We start from the raw sequence: 24,141 nt of genomic DNA, 5'->3' as shown, positions 1-24,141 counted from the left end.
CGGCTAGCTGGCGAGGACTAAACAGGCCAAAAGTAAGCGCGCGAAGGCACCCGGTTTACTTGCCCGCCCGTCGGGCCGGCGCGGCTAGCGTATCACTCAACATCCTTAGTGTGTAAGTGGTTACTGACTAATGAAAGGCCAAGTAAATTCCGGTCAATTTATTTCTATAGTATCTTACGAGCCGTCAACTGTCAGCAAATAGTCTGAGTTGACCATCTGGCTAGCTGATATTTGGCTGGTTATCAGCTCGTAATCAGCTGCTTATTCTTTTCGCCCGCATCCCTTGTCTTTTACCATCCCCTTGCACACCCGTTTTCTACCCATTTGGCGCTGTTGGCGGCTATTCTGCTTGTTGGGGCTGGGGCTGACCGGTTGCGCCCCGGTGCCGCAAGAGCCTACGTACCGCATTGGCTTTTCGCAGTGCACCACCGGCGATGCCTGGCGCCGGGCCATGCTGGCGGGCATGCAAAAGGAGCTGAGCTTTTACCCAAACGTGCGGTTTCAGATGCTGGACGCGCGCAATAGCAGCGACTTGCAGCGCCGCCAGGTGCAGGAGCTGATTCGGCAGCGAGTGGACTTGCTCATTATCTCCCCCAACCAGTCGGGGCCGCTCACGGCGCTGGCCGAAGCAGCTTATAACCAGGGTATTCCGGTGGTGATACTCGACCGGCGCACCACCTCGCAGCTCTACACGGCCTACGTGGGCGGCAACAACCTGGAGGTGGGCCGCACGGCCGGCCACTACGCCGCGCAGCTGCTGCGCGAGCGCGGCCGGGTGCTCGAAATTCTGGGCACGCCGGGCTCGTCGCCGGCCGCCGACCGCCACCTGGGCTTTATGGAGGCGCTGGCCGCCTACCCCCCCTGCAGCTCGTGGCCCGGCTCGATGGCAACTGGCGGCCCGAGCTGGTGCGGCAGCGCCTGCCCGCCCTGCTGCGCGCCCACCCCGACGTGGACCTGATTTTTGCCCATAACGACCCAATGGCGCGGGCCGCCCACGAGGTGGCTCAGCAGCTGGGAATGAAGAGCTTGCGCATTATTGGGGTCGATGGCTTGCCGGGACCTGGCAACGGCCTGCGGCTGGTGGAAGACGGCGCGCTGAAGGCCACGCTGCTCTACCCCCCCGGCGGCGAGCAAGCCATTCGCACGGCCCTGCGCATTTTGCGCCGCCAGCCCTACGAGAAGGAAACGCTGCTGGGCACGATGGTCATTGACTCGGCCAACGTGCGGGCCGTGCGCACGCAGGCCGAGCAGCTGGCCACCCAGCGCCAGGATATTCGGCAGCAGCAGCAGCAATTGCAGCTGGAGCTGCACCGCTACGCCACCCAGAAAACGACGGTGTATCTGCTGCTGGCCAGCCTGTTGGGGGCCGTGCTGCTGGGCGCGCTGGCCTGGCGCTCGTCGCGTCTCAACCGGCGCATCCGGCGCACGCTGGAGGGGCAGAATGCCGAAATCAGCGCCCAGCGCAACCAGATTGCGGAACTGGCCGAGGAAGGCCGCCGCTCGTCGGAGGCCAAGCTGCGGTTTTTTACCAACTTCTCGCACGAGCTGCGCACGCCGCTCACCCTCATTCTGGGGCCGGTGGAGGAGCTGCTGACCAGCCCGGCCGACCTCTCGCCCGCCCAGCGCCACGACCTGAAACTGGTGCGCCGCAACACCCAGCGCCTGCTGCAACTGGTGAATCAGCTCTTGGATTTTCGCAAAATCGACGTGGGCAAGATGGCCGTGCGCGCCAGCGAGGGCAACCTCGTGAGCTTCGTGCGCGAAATCATGGACGTGTTTGAGAAGCCTGCCCGGCAGCGCGGCATCACGTTCCGGTTTTTGCCCGCCGAGCCGGTTATCAGTCTCTGGTTTGATAGCGACATTCTGGATAAAGTGCTGTTCAACCTGCTTTCCAACGCCTTCAAATACACCGCCGACGGCGGCCGGATTACGGTGAGCATGCAGCCCGTGCTAGCCGCCGACGCCGTGCGCATCAGCGTGGAAGACAACGGCCGGGGCATTGCCGAGGCCGACCAGGCGCACGTGCTGGAGTGGTTTTACCAGGGCCGCCAGCCGTCGGCCAATGGCTCGGGACTGGGCCTGGCGCTGGCCGAGGGCCTCACGCGGCTGCACCAGGGCACGCTCTCGTTTCGGAGCCAGCCGGGCCAGGGCAGCACCTTTGACATAACGCTGCCCCTGACCCGCCCGGCGGGCTGGCAGGAAGCCAGCGCGGCCCCTACCCCCCACGTAGGCCTTGAGCTGGAAGAGGACGCCGCCGAGCCCGGCGTTCCGGTGGCCCCTACCCCCGCCACGGCCACCGTGCTCGTCATTGAGGACAACGACGAGGTGCGCAACTTCCTGGTGGAGAGGCTGCAAGGATATTTTCAGGTGAGCACCGCGGCCGATGGGGCCACCGGCCTGCGCCTGGCCACGGAGGCGATTCCCGACGTGATTGTGTGCGACGTGGCGCTGCCCGAGCTCAGCGGCCTGCAGGTGGCCACTGCGCTCAAGGGCGACTGGCGCACCTCGCACATTCCGCTGGTGCTGCTCACGGCCCACGGCGCGCCCGAGCAGCAGGTGGCCGGCGTGCAGGCCGGGGCCGACCTCTACCTCACCAAGCCCTTCAACCCGACCTTTTTGCTCGAAAGCCTGCGCACGCTGCTGCGCAACCGCGACCAGCAGCGCGAGCACTTCCGGCGCGAGCTGAGCGTGGACACCGCCACCGTGGCCCCGCAGCGCGTGGACCAGAAGTTTCTGGCCGACCTCACCGCCATTATCGAGGCCAACCTCGACCAGCCGGGCCTGAGCGTGGACGACATTGCCCGCAGCCTTGGCGTGTCGCAGATGCAGCTCTACCGCAAGGTGAAGGCCCTGCTCGGCACCGGTGTCACGGACTACCTGCAGACCATTCGGCTCACCAAAGCCCGGCTGCTGCTGCTGCAGGAAGGCGGCACCATTGCCGAAGTGGCCTACCAAACGGGCTTCTCGTCACCCTCCTACTTCTCCACCGCCTTCAAGGCCAAGTACCAGGTGTCGCCCTCCGAGTTTCGCGCCCTGCACCTCACGTCACGCACCTGATGAAATTCTGCAAGTGTCGCAGGATTAGTGGAAGTCAGTCGCTGGCGAGGGGGTAGGAGTTATTAGGTAGTATGCTAACTATCAAACGATTGACGATAAATAAATGACTTGTAAGATTCCTGCAAGTATTTGAAACAAACCAGCAAGCCTGGGCGCGGGGTAGAGCCGACTTTTGGGGCAGCATTTTTTGGCTCCTACCCCCATGCTTAAGCGCAAAGTTCTTTTCTGGTCCATTGTCACGGCGCTCGGGGGCTTCCTGTTTGGCTTCGACACGGCCGTGATTTCGGGGGCTGAAAAGGCCATTCAGCAGCTCTGGCACCTGAGCGCCGTGGAGCACGGCTTCACCATTTCCATTGCCCTCATCGGCACGGTGCTGGGTGCCATGTTTGGCGGCCTGCCAAGCGACCGGCTGGGCCGCCGCCAAACGCTGCGCTGGATTGCGGTGCTCTACCTGGTGTCGGCGGTGGGCGCGGCGCTGGCCCCGGCCTGGGTGGCGTTTCTGGTGTTTCGCTTCCTGGGCGGGCTGGGGGTAGGGGCCTCGTCGGTGACGGCCCCGCTCTACATCTCCGAGATTTCGCCCGCCGACTCGCGGGGCCGGCTGGTGGGCTTGTTTCAGTTTAATATCGTGTTTGGCATTCTGGCCGCCTACCTCTCCAACTACCTGCTGGCCCGGTTCGTGGGCGACCACTCGTGGCGCCTGATGCTGGGCGTGCAGGCCGCGCCGGCGGTGGCGTTTCTGCTGTTCCTGTTTCGGGTGCCCGAAAGCCCGCGCTGGCTGCTGCTGCACGGCCGTGTGGAGGAGGGTAGGGACGTGCTGCAAATTATCAACCCCACCAACGTGGACGCCACGGTGGCCGCCATTCTCACCAGCCAGGCCCACGATGCCGGGCAAAGCGAGTCGCTCTGGAGCCCGCAGTACCGCACGCCGGTGCTGCTGGCGATGGCCTTCGCGTTTTTCAATCAAGTGTCTGGCATCAACGCCATTATCTACTACGCCCCGCGCATTTTTGAGATGACCGGGCGCGGCCAGGACGCGGCGCTGTTGTCGTCGGCGGGCATTGGGCTGGTTAATTTTATCTTCACCTTATTGGGCGTCAATTTGATTGACCGGTTTGGGCGGCGCACGCTGATGCTGGTGGGCTCGGTGGGCCTCATTGCCACGCTGGGGCTGGTGGCGCGGGCCTTCTACACGCAGCAGTTTGGCAGCGTGCCGGTGCTGCTGTTCCTGTACATCGCCTTTTTTGCCTTCTCGCAGGGCGCGGTTATCTGGGTCTTCATCTCCGAGATTTTTCCTAATGCCGTGCGGGCCAGCGGCCAGGCGCTGGGCAGCTCCACCCACTGGGTCATGGCCACGGTCGTCGCCTTCACCTTCCCCTGGTTTTCGGAACACCTGGGCGGCGGCAGCACCTTCGCCTTCTTCGCGGCCATGATGGTTTTGCAGCTGGTATTCGTGCTGCGCTTCATGCCCGAAACCAAAGGCACCAGTTTGGAGGGCGTAGAAAGAGCGTTGGTTATGCACTAGGAACTGCCAGGTAATCTTGTCATTGCTTTGCAGGCTCGCAATGACAGACGGTTTTCCTGCTCATTTATTTACCACACCTCTACTTACCTACCCCATGCCAGTCGTCTGCTTTGGAGAAATGCTTTGGGACGTGCTGCCCACCGGCAAGCAGCCCGGCGGCGCGCCGCTCAACGTGGCGGTGCATCTGCGCAACTTCGGCCTGGAAGCCCAGCTTATCAGCCGCGTGGGCCACGACGACCTGGGCACCGAGCTGCTGGCTTTCATGTCGGGCAAGGGATTGACTATCAGTTATATTCAGCAGGGTGAAGCCCACTTGACGGGAGTAGTGAAAGCCAACGTGAGCGACAGCCAGGAGGTGACCTACAAGATAGTGCAGCCCGTGGCCTGGGACTATATTCAGTACCACGACGACCTGCGCGCGCTGGTCGAAACGGCCGAAGCCTTTGTGTTTGGCAGCCTGGCCGCCCGCAGCCCCGTCACCCGCGAAACGCTGTACCGCCTGCTTCAGCAGGCCCCGCTCAGGGTGTTCGACGTGAACCTGCGCGCGCCCCACTACTCGCGCGACGTGGTGACCTACCTGCTGCGGCAGGCCGACGTGGTGAAGCTCAACCACCACGAGCTGGCCGAGCTGCTGGGTTGGTTTGGCGTGAGCCCGGCCGAAGAAACGGCCCTGGAATGGCTGGCCGCCCGCTTTCAGCTGCAAGCCGTGTGCGTAACCAAGGGTGCCGACGGCGCGGCGCTGTGGGTGGGCGGGCAGCTCTACCGCAGCCCCGGCCTGGTGGTGCGGGTGCGGGACACCATTGGCAGCGGCGATGCCTTTCTGGCGGCGCTGCTCAAAGGCTGGCTGGCCGGCCAGCCGCCCGCCGACTACCTGGCCTTTGCCTGCGCGGCGGGCTCGCTGGTGGCCAGCCACCAGGGCGCTACGCCGGCCATCTCGGCGGCGCAGGTGCTGGCTCTGGCTAATTCAGTGGTCTGATAATCTGTATTTTAAATAATCTGCCAGTTCTCTTTCCTACCCCCTTTCGTACGCCGCATGTCACCTCTTTTCTTACCCAGTAGGGTTACCGCTCTTAGCCGGTTTGTGCGCCGTGCCTGGCAGCTGCCAGTGGCGGGCGGTGCCCTGCTGCTGGGCCTGGCTGGCTGTGGCCAGGCAAGCCAAAAGACGGAAACGGCCGCGACCACAACCACAACCGCCGCCCCGGCCGCCGCCACCGACTCGACCGGGCACCCCGGCCCGGCCCAGACCTGGTGGAAGGAAGCGGTGGTGTACCAGATATACCCGCGCAGCTACCAAGATAGCAATGGCGACGGCGTGGGCGACCTCAAGGGCATTATGCAGCACCTCGACTACATCAAGAGTTTGGGAGTGAGCGTTATCTGGTTGAACCCAAGCTATGCCTCGCCCAACGCCGACAACGGCTACGACATCTCGGACTACCGCCAGATTCAGCCCGAATACGGCACGATGGCCGACTTCGATACCCTGCTGGCGGGGCTGCATCAGCGCGGCGTTAAGCTGGTGATGGACCTGGTGGTGAACCACAGCTCCGACGAGCACGCGTGGTTCAAGCAGGCCCGCACCTCGCGCACCAACCCTTATTACACCTACTACCACTGGTGGCCGGCTGAAAAGGGCAAGCCGCCGAAGCGCTACAGTGCCTTCGACGTGAACGACGACGCCTGGGCCTACAACAAGGCCACCAACAGCTACTACCTGCACTACTTCGCCGCCAAGCAGCCCGACCTGAACTGGGAAAACCCCAAGCTGCGCCAGGAGATTTACAGCATGATGCGCTTTTGGTTTGACAAGGGCATTGATGGGTTTCGGATGGACGTGATTCCGTTTATTTCCAAGGATACGACCTTCCCCCCGCTGCCCGCCAAGTACCACGGCGACTATTTCACCTACTACGCCAACGGCCCGCAGCTGCACAACTACTTGCAGGAAATGAACCGCGAGGTGCTCAGCAAGTACGACGTGATGAGCGTGGCCGAGGGCGCGGGCGTGACCAGCGACCAGGCCCTCAACTTCGTGGACCCCGCCCGCAAGGAGCTGAACATGCTCTACCACTTCGAGGGCACGGGCGTGAAGTACGTGCCCAACCCTACCCCCCCCACCTATAGCCTACTCGATTTCAAGCAGGTATATTCGAAGTGGGAGCGGGTGTTTGCCAATAAGGGCTGGGGCACCATCTACCTCGGCAACCACGACCAGCCCCGGATGCTCTCGCGCTGGGGCGACGACCGGCCGCAGTTCCGGGCTGCCTCGTCGAAGCTGCTGAGCACGTTTTTGCTCACCATGCACGACACGCCTTATACGTATGAGGGCGACGAAATTGGCATGTCGAACATCAAGTTTGACAACATCGCCGACTACCGCGACATTGAAACCAAGACCCGCTACCAGCAGGTGAAAAACCAGGGCGGCAACGTGGCGGCCTTTATGGAGGACCAGAAGCGCCGCGCCCGCGACAACGCCCGCACGCCCATGCAGTGGAACGCCACTGCCAACGCCGGCTTCACCACCGGCACGCCCTGGATTAAGGTGAACCCCAACTACCCGCAGGTGAACGTGGCCGTGGAGGACAAGGACCCGGCCTCGGTGCTCAACTACTTCCGGCGGGCCGTGGCCGTGCGCCACGCCCACAAGGTGCTGGTGTATGGCAAGTATGAGCTGCTCGATGCCGCCAACCCGCACATCTACGCCTACACCCGCGCGCTGGGCCGCGAAAAAGTGCTGGTGGTGCTCAACTTCTCTTCCGAGAAGCGCGCCTGGCCCCTACCCCCTGGCCTGAAACCCAACGGCCCGCCCCTGCTCAACAACTACCCCACGCTGACCGCCGGCCCTACCCTCGCGCTGGAGCCCTGGCAGGCCGTGGTCATGCAACTTTGAAAAGTCACCTTATTTATTATTCAATGAACTCATTTGCTGCTTGATACCCCTTGTAAGCCGTCCGGATGAACGTGCTTTCCAGCGTGCTGAGCCGAGTAACAGGAGAGCATACAAATAATACGAGTAAGAAAATAATATTCTTTTGTCATAAAACGATAAAAAAACCAGTTCGGAGCGACGCGATTTACTATCTTTACCGCAGCCCTACCAAGCTGGTAACTCCTTGACTGTCTATTTTTAAGATTTTCGCAATCGTTCCCGGAAATCGACTTCGATAGAGGCAAGTAAGCTTCAGTTAGCATTCCCACACTTTAACCTTTTTCACTCATGCGTAACACTAGTTACTCAACTCACCAGGCCTATGAGCAACCAGCGGCCCGCTCCTCCTTGGGCCGCAAAGCACTGCTGCTAACCCTGTTTTTGCCCCTGATGGGCCATGCGCAGACGGCGCGGGAAGTATCGGGCAAAGTAGTGGATGGCACCGGTGCCGGCCTGCCGGGCGTAACGGTGCTCGTGACGGGCACCTCCATTGGGGGCAGCACGGGGGCCGATGGCGGCTTCTCGCTGCAAGTGCCGGCCACGGCTACCTCGCTCACGGTATCGTTTATCGGCTACGCCAAGCAGACGGTCGACATCACGGGCAAATCGACGGTGACGGTGGCGCTCAAGGACGATGCCCAGGCCCTGGGCGACGTGGTGGTAGTGGGCTACGGCACGGTGCGCAAGCAGGACCTGACCGGTTCTGTGAGCGCACTGGGAACCAAGGACTTTAATAAGGGTACCTTCACCTCGCCCGACCAGCTTTTGCAGGGCCGGGCCTCGGGCGTGCAGGTGACGCAGAACAGCGGGCAGCCCGGCGGGGCCGCTACCATCAAGATTCGTGGCAACTCGGCCGTGACCGGCACCGGCCAGCCGCTGTACGTGGTGGACGGCGTGCCGCTCGACGGCCGCTCGGCCCGGCCAGGCTTCACTACCGGCTCGCTCGGCGACTCGCCCGACAGCAACCCGCTCAACTTTATCAATCCCAACGATATCGAGAGCATTGATGTCTTGAAAGATGCTTCGGCCACGGCCATCTACGGCTCACGGGCGGCCTACGGGGTCGTTATCATCACGACCAAGAAGGGCAAGCTGGGCGTGGCCCGGCTCGACGTGAATGCCTCGGGTGGCTTTTCGCACATTCTACGCCGCATTAAGGTGTTGGATGCCAGCCAGTACCGAGACGCGCTGACCTACTATGGGGCCAGCCCCAACAACGACAAGGGTGGCGACGTGGATGCGCTCGGGGCCATCCTGCGTACCTCGCCGCTTCAAAACTACTCGGCGGCCGTGAGCGGCGGCAATGAGGGCGGGCGCTACCGCCTCTCGCTGGGCTACCTCGACCAGCAGGGCATCGTGAAGAAAACCGGCTTCAAGAAGTACAGCGCCAATTTCTCGACTAATCTGACTTTCTTAGAGAACAAGCGCCTGGGCCTGGATGTGAACATCATTGCCACGCAGACGCAGGAGCAGCTGGCTCCTATTACCAACAACGCCGGCTTCCAGGGCAGCCTCATTGGGCAGGCGTTGCAGTGGAACCCTACCAACCCGCTCTACAACGCTGATGGCACCCCCAATAGCGTGCAGGGCAGTACCGTTAACCCGGTGGCGCAGTTGCAATACTACGACGACAACTCGCGGGTTACTACGGCGCTGGCTTCTATCTCGCCTTACTACAAGTTTACTGACTGGCTGACCTACCGCCTGCTGGTGAGCGCCAACTACAGCACCGGTATCCGCCGCACGTCCATTGGCTCGCAGCTGCCTTTCCCGGATTACCAGGGCTTTGGCTACGCCTCCATCGCCACCAATGAACTGCTGACCCAGCAGTTGACCCAGACGCTGAATTTCAACCGGAACGTAACTTCCGACCTGAGCGTGAACGCGCTGCTGGGCTATGAGTATCAGCAGTTCAACTTTTCGACCACTCAACTGGCCGGGCTGGGACCGGCGGGTGGTTTCCCCGCCGGCCTTGACCCTACCAACGTTATTCAGTACTCCAACGCGGCGGGCCGGAACATCAACTCCTACGCTGACCCCAACAGCAAGTTGCAATCGGTGTTTGGGCGCGCCGTGCTCAACTATAAGCAGCGCTACCTGCTCACGGGAACGCTCCGGGCCGATGGCAGCACCAAGTTTGGGGCGAACAATCGCTACGGTTACTTTCCCTCAGTGTCGGCGGCCTGGGACATCAGCCAGGAGAGCTTCTTTAAGTTTGAGGCTGTTAACCAACTCAAGGCGCGCGTGGGCTACGGCCGCACCGGCAACCAGGAGTTTCCGGCCGGCTCGTCGCAAACGCAGTATACGTTTGGCAATAACGGCACCATCAGCCAGTCCAACAACGCGAACGCGAACCTGAAGTGGCAGTCGGACCAGCAATACGACGTGGGTGTGGACGCAGCCTTTTTCAACAATCGCCTGACGCTTACGGCCGATTACTTCTACAAGCAGACCACCAATCTGCTATTTCCTACCGTACCGATTCAGCCAGCGGCCGGCGCTTCTACTGTAACCTGGCAAAACCTGCCTGGGCAGGTAGTAAACAAGGGGGTAGAGATACTGGTGGGCGTGACGGCGGTAAACAATCAGCGCTTTGGGTTGAATATCAACGCCAACGCTACGTTCATTCACAATAACGTGTCGGGGCTGTCGTCGCCTATCCTCACTGGCGCGCTCAATGGCCAGGGATTATCGGGGGTAACGGTAGAAAGAATCCAGAATGGCTACCCCATCAACGGGTTTTTTACCCAGAAATTTTTGGGCATCGACCCTAATACCGGTCAGGCATCCTATGCCGATGGCGGTGCCCCGCAGTATGTAGGCAACCCCAACCCCACGGCGCTGGCGGGCCTGAGCACTGCGTTTCGCTTCGATAAACTGTCGCTGACGGCTAACTTCAACGGGGTGTTTGGCAGCAGCATCTACAACAACACGCTCAATAGCGTACTGAACGTAGGGCAGATTGGAGCCTCGAAGAACATTGCGTTGCTCAACTACCAGTCGGCGGTGAAGGAAGCTCTCAGCAACCACGTGGCCCCTTCGTCGCGCTTCATTGAGAACGGCAACTACGTGCGGCTGGCCAACCTGACGCTTTCCTACGCGCTCGGCGACTTGGGCAAGACTTTCAAAGGGGCTAGCATCTACGCCATCGGCCAGAACCTGTTCCTGCTCACGAACTACACGGGCTTCGACCCCCAGGTAAACACGAATAAAGCCGTGGGCTCCGTGCCTTCAGTGGCCATTGATTATGCCGGCTACCCCACCGCCCGCGTCTTCACGTTTGGCGTGAATTTCTCTCTCTAACCCACCCCCCTATACTTTATATGAAAAAGATAGTAAGCGCGGCCCTGCTACTAGCCCTGACGCAACTGGCCGATAGTTGCAAACTGAATGAAGACCTGCAAAGCGCCGTAACAAAGGCTAGCACGGGCGGCAACATCAACGTTTCGGCACTGCTCGACGGGGTGTACGTCATCGCCCGCGTTCCCTTTCAGGGAGCCACCAATGCCTTTGCCCTGTCGGAGGTTACTACCGACGAGCGCATTATGCCCACCCGCGGGCCGGACTGGGACGACAACGGCGTGTGGCGGCAACTGCACCTCCAAAATTGGGATGCGAACAACACCCAGATTCTGGGCACGTTCAACGCGGTGAACGGCACCATCTACGCGGCTACTGACATGCTGCAGTACAGCCCTACCCCCTCGCAGGCGGCGCAGGCCCGGATGCTTCGCGCCTGGGCCATGTATTGGGAACTGGATATGTTTGACCAGGTGCCCTACCGCGACCCCGGCGAGCCCGTGACGCAACTGGCCAGGGTGCGCAAGGGCCCGGAGGCGCTGACCTTCGTCATGAGCGAAGTAACCGCCATCCTCAATGACCTACCCGACGGCCCGGTAGGCTTGGCTACTAAGGATGCTGCCCGCGGGCTGCTCATGAAGTGCTATATCAACAAAGGCGTGTACGCTGACCGGTCGGCCCCCACGTTCGACGCGGCCGATATGAACCAGGTTATTACGCTGGCCGACCAAATAATCAGCAGCAATAAGTACAAGTTCGCGGCTAATTATTTTGATAACTTCGCGCCTAATAACTCAGCCATTGGCACGGAAAATATCTTCACGCAGGTCAATATCGGAGGCGTGAGCAGTGGACCTATGCGTGACCTTTGGCGTTTCGTGTCGCACTACAATATGAACCCCAGCGGCTACAATGGGCCGTGCGTAGGTTCTGATTTCTATGATAAGTTTGAGGCCACCGACCTGCGCCGGGGCCAAAACTACGTATATCCCGGCCGCCTACCCAACCCCGGCCAGCACGTCAACGTAGGCTTCCTCATTGGCCAGCAGTATGACCTAACCACCGGTACTGCGCTTACTGACCGCTCAGGCAACCCGCTGGCATTCACCAGGGCCGTGAGCATTATCGAAACCGGTACTAACCTGGAGGTGACCGGTATCCGGCCCTATAAGTACGCCCCCGATATTCCGAACGACCCGACCGCGCTAACCGACAATGACCTGGCAATGCTGCGCCTGCCCGACGTACTGCTGATGAAGGCGGAGGCCATCCTGCGGGGTGGCACCGGCACCAGCGCGGGTACTTATGGCAGTACCCCCCTGGCCCTGGTCAACGCCATTCGCACCGACCCTTCGCGCGCGGCCAGCGCCCTGGCGTCCGTAGACCTGAATGCCCTGCTCGACGAGCGCGGTCGGGAACTGTATCTGGAAATGTGGCGCCGGCAGGACTTAGTGCGCTTTGGTAAATTCTTGCTGCCCGTGCAGGAGCGAACCCAGACCAGCCCGGCGACCTATCTCATCTTCCCCATTCCAAACCAACAGTTAGGCGCGAATACCAACCTAACCCAGAATCCCGGCTACTAGAGTCACGCTGGCCTCGGCCCTACCCCCTCCCCAGGGGCCAACGCCCGGCCGTGGCGGAGGCGTGAAAGCGCCGAGTATAAATGTTTCAAATGCCCAGGAGCCCGTCGATAATCGACGGGCTCCTTTGCGTTGGCGGCCTAGGGATTTTTTGCTGCCAACCGGCGAGCACCGATAGCCTGGAGCAGTAGCACGATATAATTTTGTGCCACAATTCCTAGTGGCCAGAAACTCAGGCTGAGGCCAGCCGCCGGCTCTTGGCGGGCAGGCGGTGGCGATGTCGCCTTCGCCCGGCGTCCCGAGGGGGGTAGGGCCGGAGAAGGAAAAAGTGTTTTAATCAGTCGGCTGGATTTTTGGTTGTGGGGGTGCTTGTCGTATTATTCTGCTTCAACCGCGCTGCTTTTCTGCTTCATGCCCGCCGCTTCCCCGACTAACCTCGCTCCCCTGCTGCCCGTTTTCAACGCCTTGCCCGCGCCCTGCCTGCTGCTCACGCCAGGCCTGCGTATCGAGGCCGTGAGTGATGCCTACCTGGCCGCTACCCTCACGCGGCGCGCGGACCTGCTGGGTCGCGACGTGTTCGACGTCTTTCCCGACAACCCCGCCCCGCCCGAGGCCCAGGGCGTGCGCACCCTGCGCGCCTCGCTGGCGCAGGTGCTGGCCACCGGGCTGCCGCACGAGATGGCCCGCCAGCACTACGAAGTGCCCGACCCCGAGCGTCCCGGCCACTTCGTGAAGCGCCACTGGCTGCCCCTCAACACGCCCGTGCTCGACGCCCAGGGCCGGGTGAGTCATCTTATTCACACCCTTACGAACGTGACGGAGCAGGTGCGGGCCGAGGTAGAGCCGCGCGACAGCCAGACCCGTGAGCAGGCCACTGCCGCCGCCGAGGCCCAGGGCCTGCAGCTCTACCAAACGTTTCAGGAAGCGCCGGCCATGATTTGCGTGTTTGACGGGCCGCACCACGTGTTCCAGTTCGTGAACCCGCCCTGCCAGGCCCTGGTGGGCACCCGCCCTCTGGTGGGCAAGCCCATTGCCGAGGCAATGCCCGAGCTGGCCGGCCAGCCCATCTTCGGGCTGCTCGACCAAGTGTATCGCACCGGCGAAACGTTTCGGGCCAATGAGATGCCGGTGCGGCTCGACCACGACAACTCGGGCGCGCCGGAGCTGGAAGCGCGCTACTATAACTTTATCTACCAGGCCCGCCACGACCTGGGCGGCACCGTCAATGGCATCTTCGTGTTTGCCTACGAGGTGACGACCCAGGTGCTGGCCCGCCAGCAGGTGCAGGAGCTGAACGAGGAGCTGGCCGCCATCAACGAGGAGCTGCACGCCAGCAACGAAGAATTTTTGCATGCCAACGCGGAGCTGACGCACGCGCAGCTCCAACTTCAGCAGTTCAACCAGGAGCTGGAAACGCGCGTGACGGCTCGCACCCAGGACGCGCGCGCGGCGCGGGCCGACACGGAGCGCCAGCGGCACCAGTTCGAAGACCTGTTTATGAGCGCGCCGGCAGCCATTTGCATTTTTGGCGGCCCTGAGTTGCTATACGAGCTGGTGAACCCCGGCTACCAGCAGCTGTTTCCGGGCCGGCGGCTGCTGGGCCTACCCCTGCTTCAGGTTCTGCCCGAGCTGGAGGCCCAACCAATAATAGACATCCTGCGCGGCGTGTATGGCACGGGAACTCCGTTTGAAGGCAAGGAAGTGCTGGTGCCGCTGGCCCGCAGGGAGGGCGGCCCCGTCGAAGATAGCTATTTCGACCTGACCTACCAGGCGCGCTTTGATGAAAAGGGCCAGATTGATGGCCTGGTGACCTATGCCAACGACGTGACCGAGCAGGTGCTGGCCCGGCAAGCGCGCGCCGCGCCGCAGCAGCGTCTGCACGAATTATTTGAGCAGGCACCGGTGGCGATTGCCGTGTTTCGGGGGGCTGACTATCTGCTCGATGTGGTTAATCCTTCGATGAGTGATATGCTGGGCTACCCCTCGGCGCACCTGGCCGGCCAGCCCTTTTTCACGGCCTTGCCCGAGATGCAAGGCCAGGGCCTGCGGGAGCTGCTCGACGAAGTGCGCCAATCTGACCAACCCTACGCCACTCAGGAGCGACCCGTGCGGCTGGCCCGCCACGAGCCGGGCGAAGTGGGCTACTTCAACTTCGTGTACCAGCCGCTGCACGCCGCCGATGGCCGGCAAACGGGCATTGCCTGCGTGGCCACCGACGTGACGGCCCAGGTGCTGGCCCGCCGGCAGGTGCAGAACCTGAATGAGGAGCTGGCGGCCATCAACGAAGAAATGCAGGCCACCAACGAGGAGCTGGCCGATACCAATCGCCAGCTCACGCGCACCAACGTGGACCTGGATAATTTCATCTATACCGCCTCGCACGACCTCAAGCAGCCCATCGCCAACATCGAGGGCCTGCTCCACGCCCTCACCCACGAGCTGCCCGCCGAAGCCCGCCGGGCGGCGCTGGTGCAGCCCATTCTGGCGCGCATGCACGCGGCGGTGGAGCGCTTTCAAAAAACCATTGGCGACCTCACCGAGGTGAGCAAGCTGCAGCAGGCACACGCCCAGCCGGCCCAGGAAGTGCTGCTGCGCCAGGTGATTGAAGAAGTCGTGCTCGACCTGGACCCCGTGCTGGCCGCGCACGGCCGGCTGGAGGTGGCCGTGCCGCCCGGCCAGGTTATGACTTTCTCCGAAAAAAACCTGCGCTCGGTGGTCTATAACCTGCTGAGCAACGCCTTCAAATACCGCGCTCCCGACCGCCCGTTACGGGTGCGTATTACCAGCGAGTTGAAGGATAATAGCGTTGAGCTACGCGTGCAGGACAGTGGCCTGGGCCTCGACGCGGCGCAGCAGGCCCGGCTGTTCGGGCTGTTTCAGCGGCTGCACACGCACGTGGAAGGCACGGGCATTGGGCTGTATATGGTCAAAAAAATAGTGGAGAATGCCGGGGGTACCATCGCGGTGCAAAGCGAGCCGGGGGTAGGCTCCAGCTTTATCGTTTCGCTGCCCAACTGATTTTGTAACCCATCCCCGCGGCGCGGGACTTTATGCGAGGTATGAAAAAATTCTCCAGCGTGCTGCTAATCGACGACGACTCGACGACTAACTTTCTAAACAACTTGTTGTTCAAGCGCCTGGGTGTCTCCGATACCTTGCTCGTGGCCGAAAACGGCGCGTTAGGGCTCGCCGTTCTGCAGGCAGCGTGCGGCGAGGCCACGCCCAAGTGCCCGGCCCTGGTTTTGCTGGACGTGAACATGCCCGTGATGAACGGCATCGAGTTTTTGGAGGCCTACCAGCACCTGCCCCTGGCCCAGCGCCAGGCAACCATCGTGGTGCTGCTCACCACCTCGGTGCACCCGCGCGACCTGGAGCGCGTGCGGCAATTGCCCATCGCGGGCACGCTCAGCAAGCCGCTCACCGAGGAGAAGATATGGGGCGTTTTGCAGCAATACTTCCCGCAATAAAGCGCCCGCCTTCGGCCGCCGCGAGGGGGGTAGGGGCCGGTGCCTACCGCACCACCACGCTGCCGCGCAGCATGTGCATGCCGCAGGTAAACTCGAACTTGCCGACTTCTTTCGGCAGAAACTCCACGGCCGTGGTCTGGAAGGCTGGCAGGTCGCGCCGGATGTGAAAGTCGGGCATCAGCAGCTCTTCCGAGCACGAGCTTTCTTCGTCGCGGTAGAAGTTGAGCCGCACCGGCTCGCCCCTTTTCACCTCAATCACGTTGGGCGAGTAGCCGCCCTTCACCGTGATATCGACCTGCTGCACGCCCGCCGCCGACGACACCGCCGCCGCCCGCTGGTGCGGGGCCAAGAAGAAAAACCAGCCCACGAAGACCATGATAATCAGGCCGATAGCGGTGACGAGGAGTTGGGTAGTATCCATAATAAATTAAGGTTAAAAGAACGTCATCCTCAATTTTTAACCGAAAAGCTGCGCAGCCGCAGCGAGTTGGTGAGCACCGACACCGAGCTGAGGGCCATTGCGCCGGCCGCAATCATGGGCGAGAGCGTCCAGCCGGTGAAGGGGTAGAGCAGGCCGGCCGCGATGGGAATACCCAACGTGTTGTAAACGAACGCGAAGAATAGGTTTTGCTTAATCGTGCGCATGGTGTGGCGCGAGAGCGCGATGGCGGTTACTACCCCCTGCAAGTCGGCGCGCATGAGGGTGATGGGCGCGGCTTCCATCGCCACGTCGGTGCCGGTGCTCATGGCCAGGCCCACGTCGGCGCGGGCCAGGGCGGGCGCGTCGTTGATGCCATCGCCCACCATCGCCACCACGCGGCCCTCGGCTTGCAGTTCCTGCACCTTGCCGGCCTTATCGGCAGGCAGCACCTCGGCAAAATACCGCGTGATGCCCACTTGCGCGGCCACGGCGGCGGCCGTTTGGGGGTTGTCGCCGGTCATCATCACCACTTCCAGGCCCTGCGCTTGCAGCTGCTTAATGGCGGCAATGGAAGTATCGCGCAGCGTATCGGCCACGCCGATAACGGCGGCCGACTGGCCATCGAGGGCCACGTAGAGCACGGTTTTGGCCTCGGCCAGCAGGCCGGCAGCGGCCTGCTCCAGCGCGGGGGTAATAACCACGCCGGCCTCGCGCAACAGGCGCTGGTTGCCGATGAGCACCTTTTTACCGCCCACCGTGGCCGCCGCGCCCTGGCCCTCGATGGCGCGAAAGTCGCTGGTGGCGAGGGGGGTAGGGGCGGGGCCAGGCTGGTGGGCGGGCAGCTCGGCGTAGCGCACGACGGCGGCGGCCAGCGGGTGCTCGCTCCGGTGCTCCACGGCCGCGAGCAGGGGTAGGAGGTCGGTGGCTTGGTGGCCGGCCAGGGGCAGCAGGTCGGTCACGGCGGGCTCGCCTTTGGTGATGGTGCCGGTTTTGTCGAGCAGCACGGTATCGACCTGGTAGGCTTTTTCGAGCGCCTCGGCGTTGCGGATGAGCACGCCATACTCAGCCCCTTTGCCGGTGCCCACCATGATGGCTGTGGGCGTGGCCAACCCCAGCGCGCAGGGGCAGGCAATGATGAGCACCGATACGAAATTGACCAGCGCCAGCGGCAGCCGGGTGGCTTCGGGCGCAAAGTCAAACCAGATGACGAACGTGGCTAACGCAATGATAATGACCGTGGGCACGAACACCGCGCTCACGCGGTCGGCCAGCCGCTGAATGGGCGCGCGGCTGCCCTGGGCGTCGCTCACGAGCTTCACAATCTGGGCCAGCATGGTCGCGGCCCCCACTTTCGTCACCTCAAAGCGAAAGGAGCCCGTCTTATTAATGGTGGCGCCAAACACCGCGTCGCCGGCCTTCTTTTCGACCGGCAGGCTCTCGCCAGTCAGCATCGACTCATCGAGCGCAGAGTAGCCTTCCTGAATAATACCGTCGGTGGCGACCTTCTCGCCGGGGCGCACCACCACCACGTCGCCGAGCTGCACCTGCTCGATGGGCACGTCCACTTCCTGGCTGCCGCGCACCACGCGGGCCGTGCGGGCCTGCAAGCCCAGCAGCGCCCGAATGGCGGCCGAAGTCTGGACCTTGGCCCGCGCCTCCAGCACCTTGCCCAGCAAAATGAGGGCGATAATAGTGGCCGTGGTGTCGTAATAAACGTGCGGCTGGATGCCGCGGCCGGTGAGCACGCCCGGCAGCAGCGTGGCCACCAGACTAAACGCGAACGCCGCGCCGGTGCCCACCGCAATGAGCGTGTCCATGCTGGCGGTGCGGTGCAGCAGCCCGTTCCAGGCCGACACGTAGAACTCGCGCCCGCAGTACAGCACTACCGGCAGGGTAAGGAACAGCTGCAAGTAGTTGAGCATCGGCATATTAACGCGCGCTGCCAGGGCGGGCCACAGCATGGTCATGCTCAGCAGCATCACGACGGCGGCCAGCGCCACCGCCACCCCAAAGCGGCGGCGCAGCTTGGCGTAGGCGGCGGCTTTGCGGGCGGTCAGCTCGTCGTCGGTGGCCAGGGGGCTGGCGGGCTGGCCGGCGGCGGCCGTGGTTGTGGCCGTTTCGGCCACGCCGTAGCCAGCTTCTTCCACGGCGGCTCGGAGGCCGGCGCGGTCAATTTGGGTGGGTAGGAAATCGACGGTGGCCTTTTCGGTGGCCAGGTTCACCACGGCGCGCTGCACGCCGGGCGTGCGGCTGAGGGCCCGCTCCACGAAGTTAGAGCAGGAAGCGCAGGTCATGCCCTCAATGTCGAGGGTGGCCGTTTCGGTGCCGGCAGCGGCGGCCGGGGCCAGGGTGGTAGGGTCCATATTGCGGGGCGGCGCGGTGGCCGGCAGAAGTTCTGTTTACTTAACCGCAAAGGGACGATGCGCGTGCGAAAATAGCGGCATTCAATTAGTCCTGTCGCGTACAGAATTCGGGCAACATCGTCGCGGGTAACCTACTTGGTGGGTACCACAGGTGTGGGATGAAACTCTTGGTGAAAAAAGAGCGCTGGCGGGCAAGCAAGGGGTAGGGCCCACTCCCGAATGTTATATAATTCCGGCGCAATCTTATGCCTCCTGGCGGGCACCCGTCGCCGCTGGCTTACGTTAAAGCGGTATAGGAAATAGCGCGGACTTTCCAGTTCGGGCGCGGGCAAAGTGAGCATCGCCGGGCGGGCGCGCCGTTCGGTGCCGCCTGTTCGCTTTGCCCGCGCCCGAATTGGAAAGTCCGCGCTACTGCGCACGTAGCTTCCTTGTCAACAAGCCACTACTTGCTGGTGGCTGCTAACTCCATTCGTCATGCAAACCCTGAAATTTAAGACCAACATCAACTGCGGCGGCTGCATCAAGGCCGTGACGCCTACTCTCAACCGCGAGGCCGGTGCCGGCAACTGGCAGGTTGATACGGCCAACCCCGATAAGATTCTAACCATCAATTCCGAAAAGCTCACCGCTGCCCAGGTAGTGCACGCCGTTGAGGAGGCCGGCTTCCACATTCAGGCCGCGTAGGGGGGGTAGGGATTGCCAGACCTCAGACCTGCTTAGTATTTGCGTACGATACGCGAAACCCTGCGTAAGCCCCGCTGCTTTTCGCACTGCATTTTATCGTTCTGACTTTGGCTGAGCGCGCCCACTCGGAAGCTTCCCTAGCTGCTGACTACGGGCTGCCGCCGGGGCGGCACCAGCCGCCGCACCACCAGCGTGAGCCAGGAGGCCAGCACGAACGGAAAGGTCAGGGAAATGACGCTCCACCTCACCATCAGCGCGTTGATGCCCATCGCCAGGGTCGAAGCCAGCAGCACGAAAAGGCCGTCGCGAGGCTTGGGGCCGGCAAAGGCGATGGCGCACAGCACGCCATTGAAGCTGAACAGACCGAAGTTGATTTCAGCCTGCGGCTCGTTGATGAAGTGCAAGGCGGAAGCCCCCACCATAGCCCCCACTAGACCATAGAGCGCGCAGATGGGCGAGTTGATGAAAATGGCAATAAAGAAAATCAGGCCCGTAATCCCTCCGCCCTGAAAAATGACCTCGCCAAAGCCGTGGCTCGTCATAGACGTGGCATCGCTATAGTCTTCGTGCATGGCCGGATGCACGACGTAAGGCACACCACACACGTGCAGCAGCAGGTAAATGACTATCCACGTCAGCACAATAGAAGGGAAGGTTTAGGCTGGCAGGCCCCGGCGCAGGAATACGTGCATCAACACTGTTGACAAGGCCGAAGCCACGACGATAAACACCCATATCAGCGCGCTCGTCCCGGAATAAAAGTTGAGCGCCGCCCCCACCAGTGCCGCGTTGAAACCATATAAGCCGCTGTAAATCTCGGCTTTATCGTATTTCAAAAGCAAAGCGGTGGCCGTGCCGACGACCACGCTCAGCGTAACGGCGACTCCCATTATCGGGTCGCCGTACCAGATGCCTATCAGGAAGAGCAGGCCCGTCCACTTGTTTTCCTGAAGCATAGCCTACCCCATGCCGATGAGGTTGGCAATCAGGAAGTTCTCTGATTTAGTTTCCATGAAAGGGGTTGTTTGAGGTGCCTACCATTGCAGAAAGACCATGCCTATTCCGCAGATTAAAATCGTGCCGCCCCCCAGGGCGTGGACGTAGCGCTCCAGCTTGTCAGTTTTCAAGAAAGCGTAGCCGTAATACCCCAGCATCACCATGACGACCATCGTGACCAGGGTGAAAAAGGTGAACACCGACACCAGGATGACGACGCCGGCCGTGGAGCCTTTGGCAGCCGGGAAGGTGAGCATGGGAATCAGCGGCTCGCAGGGGCCGAGCAGGAAGATGACGAACAGCACCCAGGGCGTTACCTTGCGGCGGTCCTGCGGCAGCACTACGTCACCGTACTTGTGCTCAAATACATACACCGAGCCGTCGTCGTAGGCATCGAAGTGCTTGTGCGGGTTGTTGAGCTGCGCCTGCCGCAGGCCCCACGCGGTGTAGGCCAGGCCGAAAATCAGCATGGCCCAGCCCGCGGCCCCGCCCCGTACCGCTTCCAGGCCGCCGATTTTCGACAGCGACCAGCCCAGCCCTACCCCCAGCATCCCGAGCAGGACCGAACTGCCCACGTGCCCGATGCCGCACACGATGGTAACGAACACGGTTTTGAGCGCCGACCAGTGCCGCGTGCGCGACAAGGCGATGAAGGGCACGTAGTGGTCGGGACCCGTGAACGTGTGCAGGCAGCTCACCGTGATGGCCACCACTACGAGCATCGCAATTTCCTTGCTCATAGAGGGTTATATTAGGACGGGTAGCGAGGCGGCGGGCACGGGCGCGGCCAGTCGCGCCTGCACCAGATTGCCCACCTGGTTCAGGCAGCGCAACAGCTGTTCGCCGCCGTGGCCCAGCAGGCGCACCAGCAGGCCGTGGTGGGCGGTGAGGCTGACGCCGAAGGCCAGCTTTTTTTCCTGGCTCAGCAGCTCGTGTACCTGGTCGGCCAGGGCGGGGGTAGCGGGCTGCTCGCCGAGGCAAAACAGCGTGGCCTGGTGCGTGAAGCCTTCAAACTGGCCCAGGGCCGCCATCGCCGCGTCATCGGGCCGCAGCAGCAGGTGGTCTTTGAACACCAGCCGGCCGGCGCGGTACACCTCCGTCAGATTCTGGAAGTGCGTGAATTTGAACACTTCGCCCGAGTGCTTGCGGCCGCAGGTCACGATTTCGCCCCACACCAGGCTGCTGTCGGCCGCCAGGTGCAGCACGTTGTGGCCCCGGAAGATGGAATTCTCGTGCGGCACCGACGGGTGCGGGATGTAGTAAAAGTGGCTGCCCGGTGCCATATGCACTTCCAGGTGCTGGCTGGCACCCTGCTTCATGTGAAACAGGCGCTGGTAGGCTTGGGTCTGCAAGTGCAGGCGGGTGTTGGCGGTCAGGTTCAGGGTCAGCTCGTATTGGTCGCCGTCGAGGATGCCCGGCGACGAGCTCATCAGCATCAGGCGCAGCCACGGGTCGTGGCGGTCCTCACCCACCGGCAACAGCTTGAAGGGCGAGGTGCAGTAAGCATCCTTCAGGTAGGTGATGCCGGCCCGGCAGGCCGTAGTTAAATTCAGTTTATTAATCATTCGCTTGGTTACTTACCGCACCAAAGCCGGCTCGGCCACGTCCTCCAGCAGGGCATATTTGCGAATCCACTCAATGACGGAATCCAACCCTTCCAGCGTCATCAGATTGGTGAACACGAAGGGCTTGCCGTTGCGCATCCGGCGTGCATCGCGCTCCATCACCTCCAGGCTCGCGCCCACGTAGGGAGCCAGGTCTATCTTATTGATAATGAGCAGGTCGGACCGCGTGATGCCGGGGCCGCCTTTGCGCGGGATTTTCTCGCCTTCGGCCACGTCAATCACGAAAATGGTCACGTCGGCCAGCTCGGGGCTGAACGTGGCGGAGAGGTTATCGCCGCCACTCTCGATAAACACGATATCCACCTGCGGGAAGCGGCGCACCATCTCGTCCACGGCTTCCAGGTTCATGCTGGCATCTTCGCGGATGGCCGTGTGCGGGCAGCCGCCCGTTTCGACCCCAATGATGCGCTCCGGCGACAGGGCGCTGTTCTGGGCCAGAAACTCCGCGTCCTCTTTGGTGTAGATGTCATTAGTGATGACGGCCAAGCTGTAATCATGCAGCATTCGGCGCGACAGGCGCTCAATCAGGGCGGTTTTGCCCGCTCCTACCGGGCCGGCTACCCCTACTTTAATATATGTGCGGTCACTCATTGGACGAAGGAATTTGGGAATGGAAAAAGTAGTGGAAACTGGCTTTTGGTTTCGTTCAACGGCGCGCCTCACCCCCTGACCCCCTCTCCGAAAAGGAGAGGGGACACCGGCTTTGCGCAGTTAAGATTTAATAAATAAATATTATATTTTTAACTCTTAACTCAATCATCAGGCTCCCCCTCTCCTTTTCGGAGAGGGGGCCGGGGGGTGAGGCGCGCCGTTGAACGAGGCCAGACCACTTAAGACATATACAACCGCGAATACAGCCGCTCGTGCTCCATGCAGCGGATATCGAAACCGATGTTACAAATGCCCACCAGCGCCCGGTCCAGGGTCAGGGTCTGGCGCACCAGCTCGGCCAGCCGCTCATGCAGGCCGAAGAGGATGGTCTGGCCGTCCTGCTGGCCCAGCGGCACCAGCTTCACGGCATTGGTAACCAGGCCGGCGGCGGCGTTGTAGTAGAACGCCGTGAGGGCTTCGGGCAGCGGAATGGCCAGCTGCTGCGCCAGCAGCCCAAACGCCAGGCAGTAATGCCCCCGCGCCCTACCCCCCTGAATGGCCGCAGTGTAGGCCGTGGCCAGCGGGAAATCCGTGAGCGGGCGGAATATTTTTAGCAGCCGCAGCCCCAGCTTCTCGCTGGCTTCCCGGATTTCGCGGGGGCCTTTCAGAGCCGTGCATTCCTCGTCCAGGGCCAGCAGGGGGGGTAGGGCCTCGTCGGTCGCGGCGTGGTAGGCCAGCCGCACGTAGGAGGCATCGTTATAGAGCAGGTTGGCGGCCAGCATCCGCTGCACGAAATCGGCGGCCGAGTGGGCATCATGCACCAAACCCTGCTGCACGTAGGTTTCCAGCCCGTTGGAGTGGGCGTAGCTCCCGATGGGCAGCATGGGGTCGGCCAGCTGGAGCAGCCCCAGCAGATAAGCGGCAGCCATCCGGCTCAGGGTTTAGTGGTCAGATTGAGGATTTTGGTAAACAGGCTCTCGCCGCCCGACGACGAGCCGCCGCCGTGGCCGTGGGGCTCTACGTTGGCTTTCAGCATGTGGAGCAGCTGGCGGGTTTCGCGCCGGGGCTGGTAGCCGGTGGCTTCCAGCAACCGGAACAGGGGCGCTTCGTAGGGCACCAGCACCTGGTCGTCCTGGATGAACAGGGTCAGGTGCTTGTTGCCGATTTCGTAGCAGATGGTGCCCATTTGCAGCAGCGAAGTGGGCGTGACCACGATGGCCTCGGCCGGCAGAATATCCACCACCACGGCCGTGTACTCGTCCTGCCACACGATGTCGCCCTCGTGCAGGCGCTGGCCCTCACGCACCAGCCGGATGGCCATTTCGCGCCCGCCGGCCGAGTGCTTACGCAGAATGCGCTTGGTGGGCTCAAACCATTCGAGGGACAGCGGGTCGCACTGCCGCCCGTTCAGGGGGGTAGTCGCCACGTTGCCCAGTACTTCGGTAATTATCATCATGTGAGACTGTTAAGTAGCGGCCTCAATTCCTGCGCCCGGCCCTGGAGCAGTTTTGAAAGCAATTAAACATACTAAATAGAACGTCATGCTGAGCTTGTCGAAGCGTTTCTGCCGCTTCGTTGAACGACGCGCGAACGGCGTGGCAGA

Annotated in this window: 19 protein-coding genes; 10 read left to right on the top strand and 9 right to left on the bottom strand. The window is 62.1% G+C overall.

Translation table 11 applies throughout. From position 1 onward, the window contains the following. Positions 1-352 precede the first annotated feature (352 nt). The 9 genes from A0257_12670 (at position 353) to A0257_12630 (ending at position 15,858) form a co-directional block, all read left to right on the top strand. Complete coding sequence (locus A0257_12670) at positions 353-958, top strand: hypothetical protein (GenBank protein ID AMR27857.1); 606 nt, start codon at positions 353-355, stop codon at positions 956-958. Continuing rightward, on the top strand, positions 871-3,057 hold the full coding sequence (locus tag A0257_12665) for a hypothetical protein (GenBank protein AMR27856.1): 2,187 nt from the start codon (positions 871-873) through the stop codon (positions 3,055-3,057). Before A0257_12670 ends, A0257_12665 begins: the two co-directional genes overlap by 88 nt. A gap of 202 nt (positions 3,058-3,259) precedes the next feature. Then, a complete protein-coding gene (locus A0257_12660; protein ID AMR27855.1) occupies positions 3,260-4,579 on the top strand; it encodes an MFS transporter in 1,320 nt (439 codons plus the stop codon). 118 nt (positions 4,580-4,697) lie between these two features. Then, complete coding sequence (locus tag A0257_12655) at positions 4,698-5,555, top strand: carbohydrate kinase (protein ID AMR27854.1); 858 nt, start codon at positions 4,698-4,700, stop codon at positions 5,553-5,555. Positions 5,556-5,840: 285 nt separating this feature from the next. Then, positions 5,841-7,472, top strand: a complete 1,632-nt coding sequence (locus A0257_12650) for an oligo-1,6-glucosidase (protein ID AMR29747.1) — start codon at positions 5,841-5,843, stop codon at positions 7,470-7,472. Between the two features lie 732 nt (positions 7,473-8,204). After that, positions 8,205-10,814, top strand: coding sequence for a SusC/RagA family TonB-linked outer membrane protein (locus tag A0257_12645; protein ID AMR29746.1), 2,610 nt, complete (start codon positions 8,205-8,207; stop codon positions 10,812-10,814). Positions 10,815-10,834: 20 nt separating this feature from the next. Then, positions 10,835-12,394, top strand: a complete 1,560-nt coding sequence (locus A0257_12640) for a hypothetical protein (GenBank protein ID AMR27853.1) — start codon at positions 10,835-10,837, stop codon at positions 12,392-12,394. A gap of 408 nt (positions 12,395-12,802) precedes the next feature. Then, entirely contained in the window at positions 12,803-15,409 is a 2,607-nt protein-coding gene (locus A0257_12635) for a hypothetical protein (protein ID AMR27852.1), read from the top strand. A 41-nt stretch (positions 15,410-15,450) separates the two neighbouring features. Continuing rightward, on the top strand, positions 15,451-15,858 hold the full coding sequence (locus A0257_12630; GenBank protein AMR27851.1) for a hypothetical protein: 408 nt from the start codon (positions 15,451-15,453) through the stop codon (positions 15,856-15,858). 43 nt (positions 15,859-15,901) lie between these two features. Here the strand turns inward: A0257_12630 and A0257_12625 are convergent, their stop codons facing one another. Both A0257_12625 and A0257_12620 read right to left on the bottom strand, forming a co-directional pair. Next, the gene (locus tag A0257_12625; protein ID AMR27850.1) at positions 15,902-16,279 is read right to left on the bottom strand and encodes a copper-transporting ATPase; all 378 of its coding nucleotides are present in this window, start codon (positions 16,277-16,279) and stop codon (positions 15,902-15,904) included. Positions 16,280-16,308: 29 nt separating this feature from the next. Beyond that, positions 16,309-18,642 (bottom strand): ATPase, encoded by a 2,334-nt coding sequence (locus A0257_12620; GenBank protein AMR27849.1) that lies wholly within the window; start codon positions 18,640-18,642, stop codon positions 16,309-16,311. A gap of 474 nt (positions 18,643-19,116) precedes the next feature. Here A0257_12620 and A0257_12615 point away from each other — a divergent pair, with 474 nt between their 5' ends. After that, positions 19,117-19,326, top strand: a complete 210-nt coding sequence (locus A0257_12615; GenBank protein ID AMR27848.1) for a hypothetical protein — start codon at positions 19,117-19,119, stop codon at positions 19,324-19,326. 137 nt (positions 19,327-19,463) lie between these two features. Here A0257_12615 and A0257_12610 read toward each other — a convergent pair whose 3' ends face one another. The 7 genes from A0257_12610 to A0257_12580 all read right to left on the bottom strand — a co-directional run bounded on the left by A0257_12610 (position 19,464) and on the right by A0257_12580 (position 23,991). Then, complete coding sequence (locus A0257_12610) at positions 19,464-19,967, bottom strand: hypothetical protein (protein ID AMR27847.1); 504 nt, start codon at positions 19,965-19,967, stop codon at positions 19,464-19,466. Positions 19,968-19,982: 15 nt separating this feature from the next. Beyond that, positions 19,983-20,282, bottom strand: coding sequence for a hypothetical protein (locus A0257_12605; GenBank protein AMR27846.1), 300 nt, complete (start codon positions 20,280-20,282; stop codon positions 19,983-19,985). Positions 20,283-20,360: 78 nt separating this feature from the next. Continuing rightward, positions 20,361-21,062, bottom strand: coding sequence for a hypothetical protein (locus A0257_12600; GenBank protein AMR27845.1), 702 nt, complete (start codon positions 21,060-21,062; stop codon positions 20,361-20,363). 6 nt (positions 21,063-21,068) lie between these two features. Then, a complete protein-coding gene (locus A0257_12595) occupies positions 21,069-21,887 on the bottom strand; it encodes a hypothetical protein (protein AMR27844.1) in 819 nt (272 codons plus the stop codon). Between the two features lie 12 nt (positions 21,888-21,899). Then, complete coding sequence (locus A0257_12590; protein ID AMR27843.1) at positions 21,900-22,538, bottom strand: urease accessory protein UreG; 639 nt, start codon at positions 22,536-22,538, stop codon at positions 21,900-21,902. Between the two features lie 239 nt (positions 22,539-22,777). Next, positions 22,778-23,467 carry an urease accessory protein UreF gene (locus tag A0257_12585; GenBank protein ID AMR27842.1) on the bottom strand — a complete coding sequence of 230 codons (690 nt, stop codon included), beginning with the start codon at positions 23,465-23,467 and terminating at the stop codon, positions 22,778-22,780. 5 nt (positions 23,468-23,472) lie between these two features. Beyond that, entirely contained in the window at positions 23,473-23,991 is a 519-nt protein-coding gene (locus A0257_12580; protein ID AMR29745.1) for an urease accessory protein UreE, read from the bottom strand. Positions 23,992-24,141 lie beyond the last annotated feature (150 nt).

The organism is Hymenobacter psoromatis, from assembly GCA_001596155.1.
GTDB lineage: Bacteria > Bacteroidota > Bacteroidia > Cytophagales > Hymenobacteraceae > Hymenobacter.
This window is presented reverse-complemented; position numbering and strand designations above follow the sequence as displayed.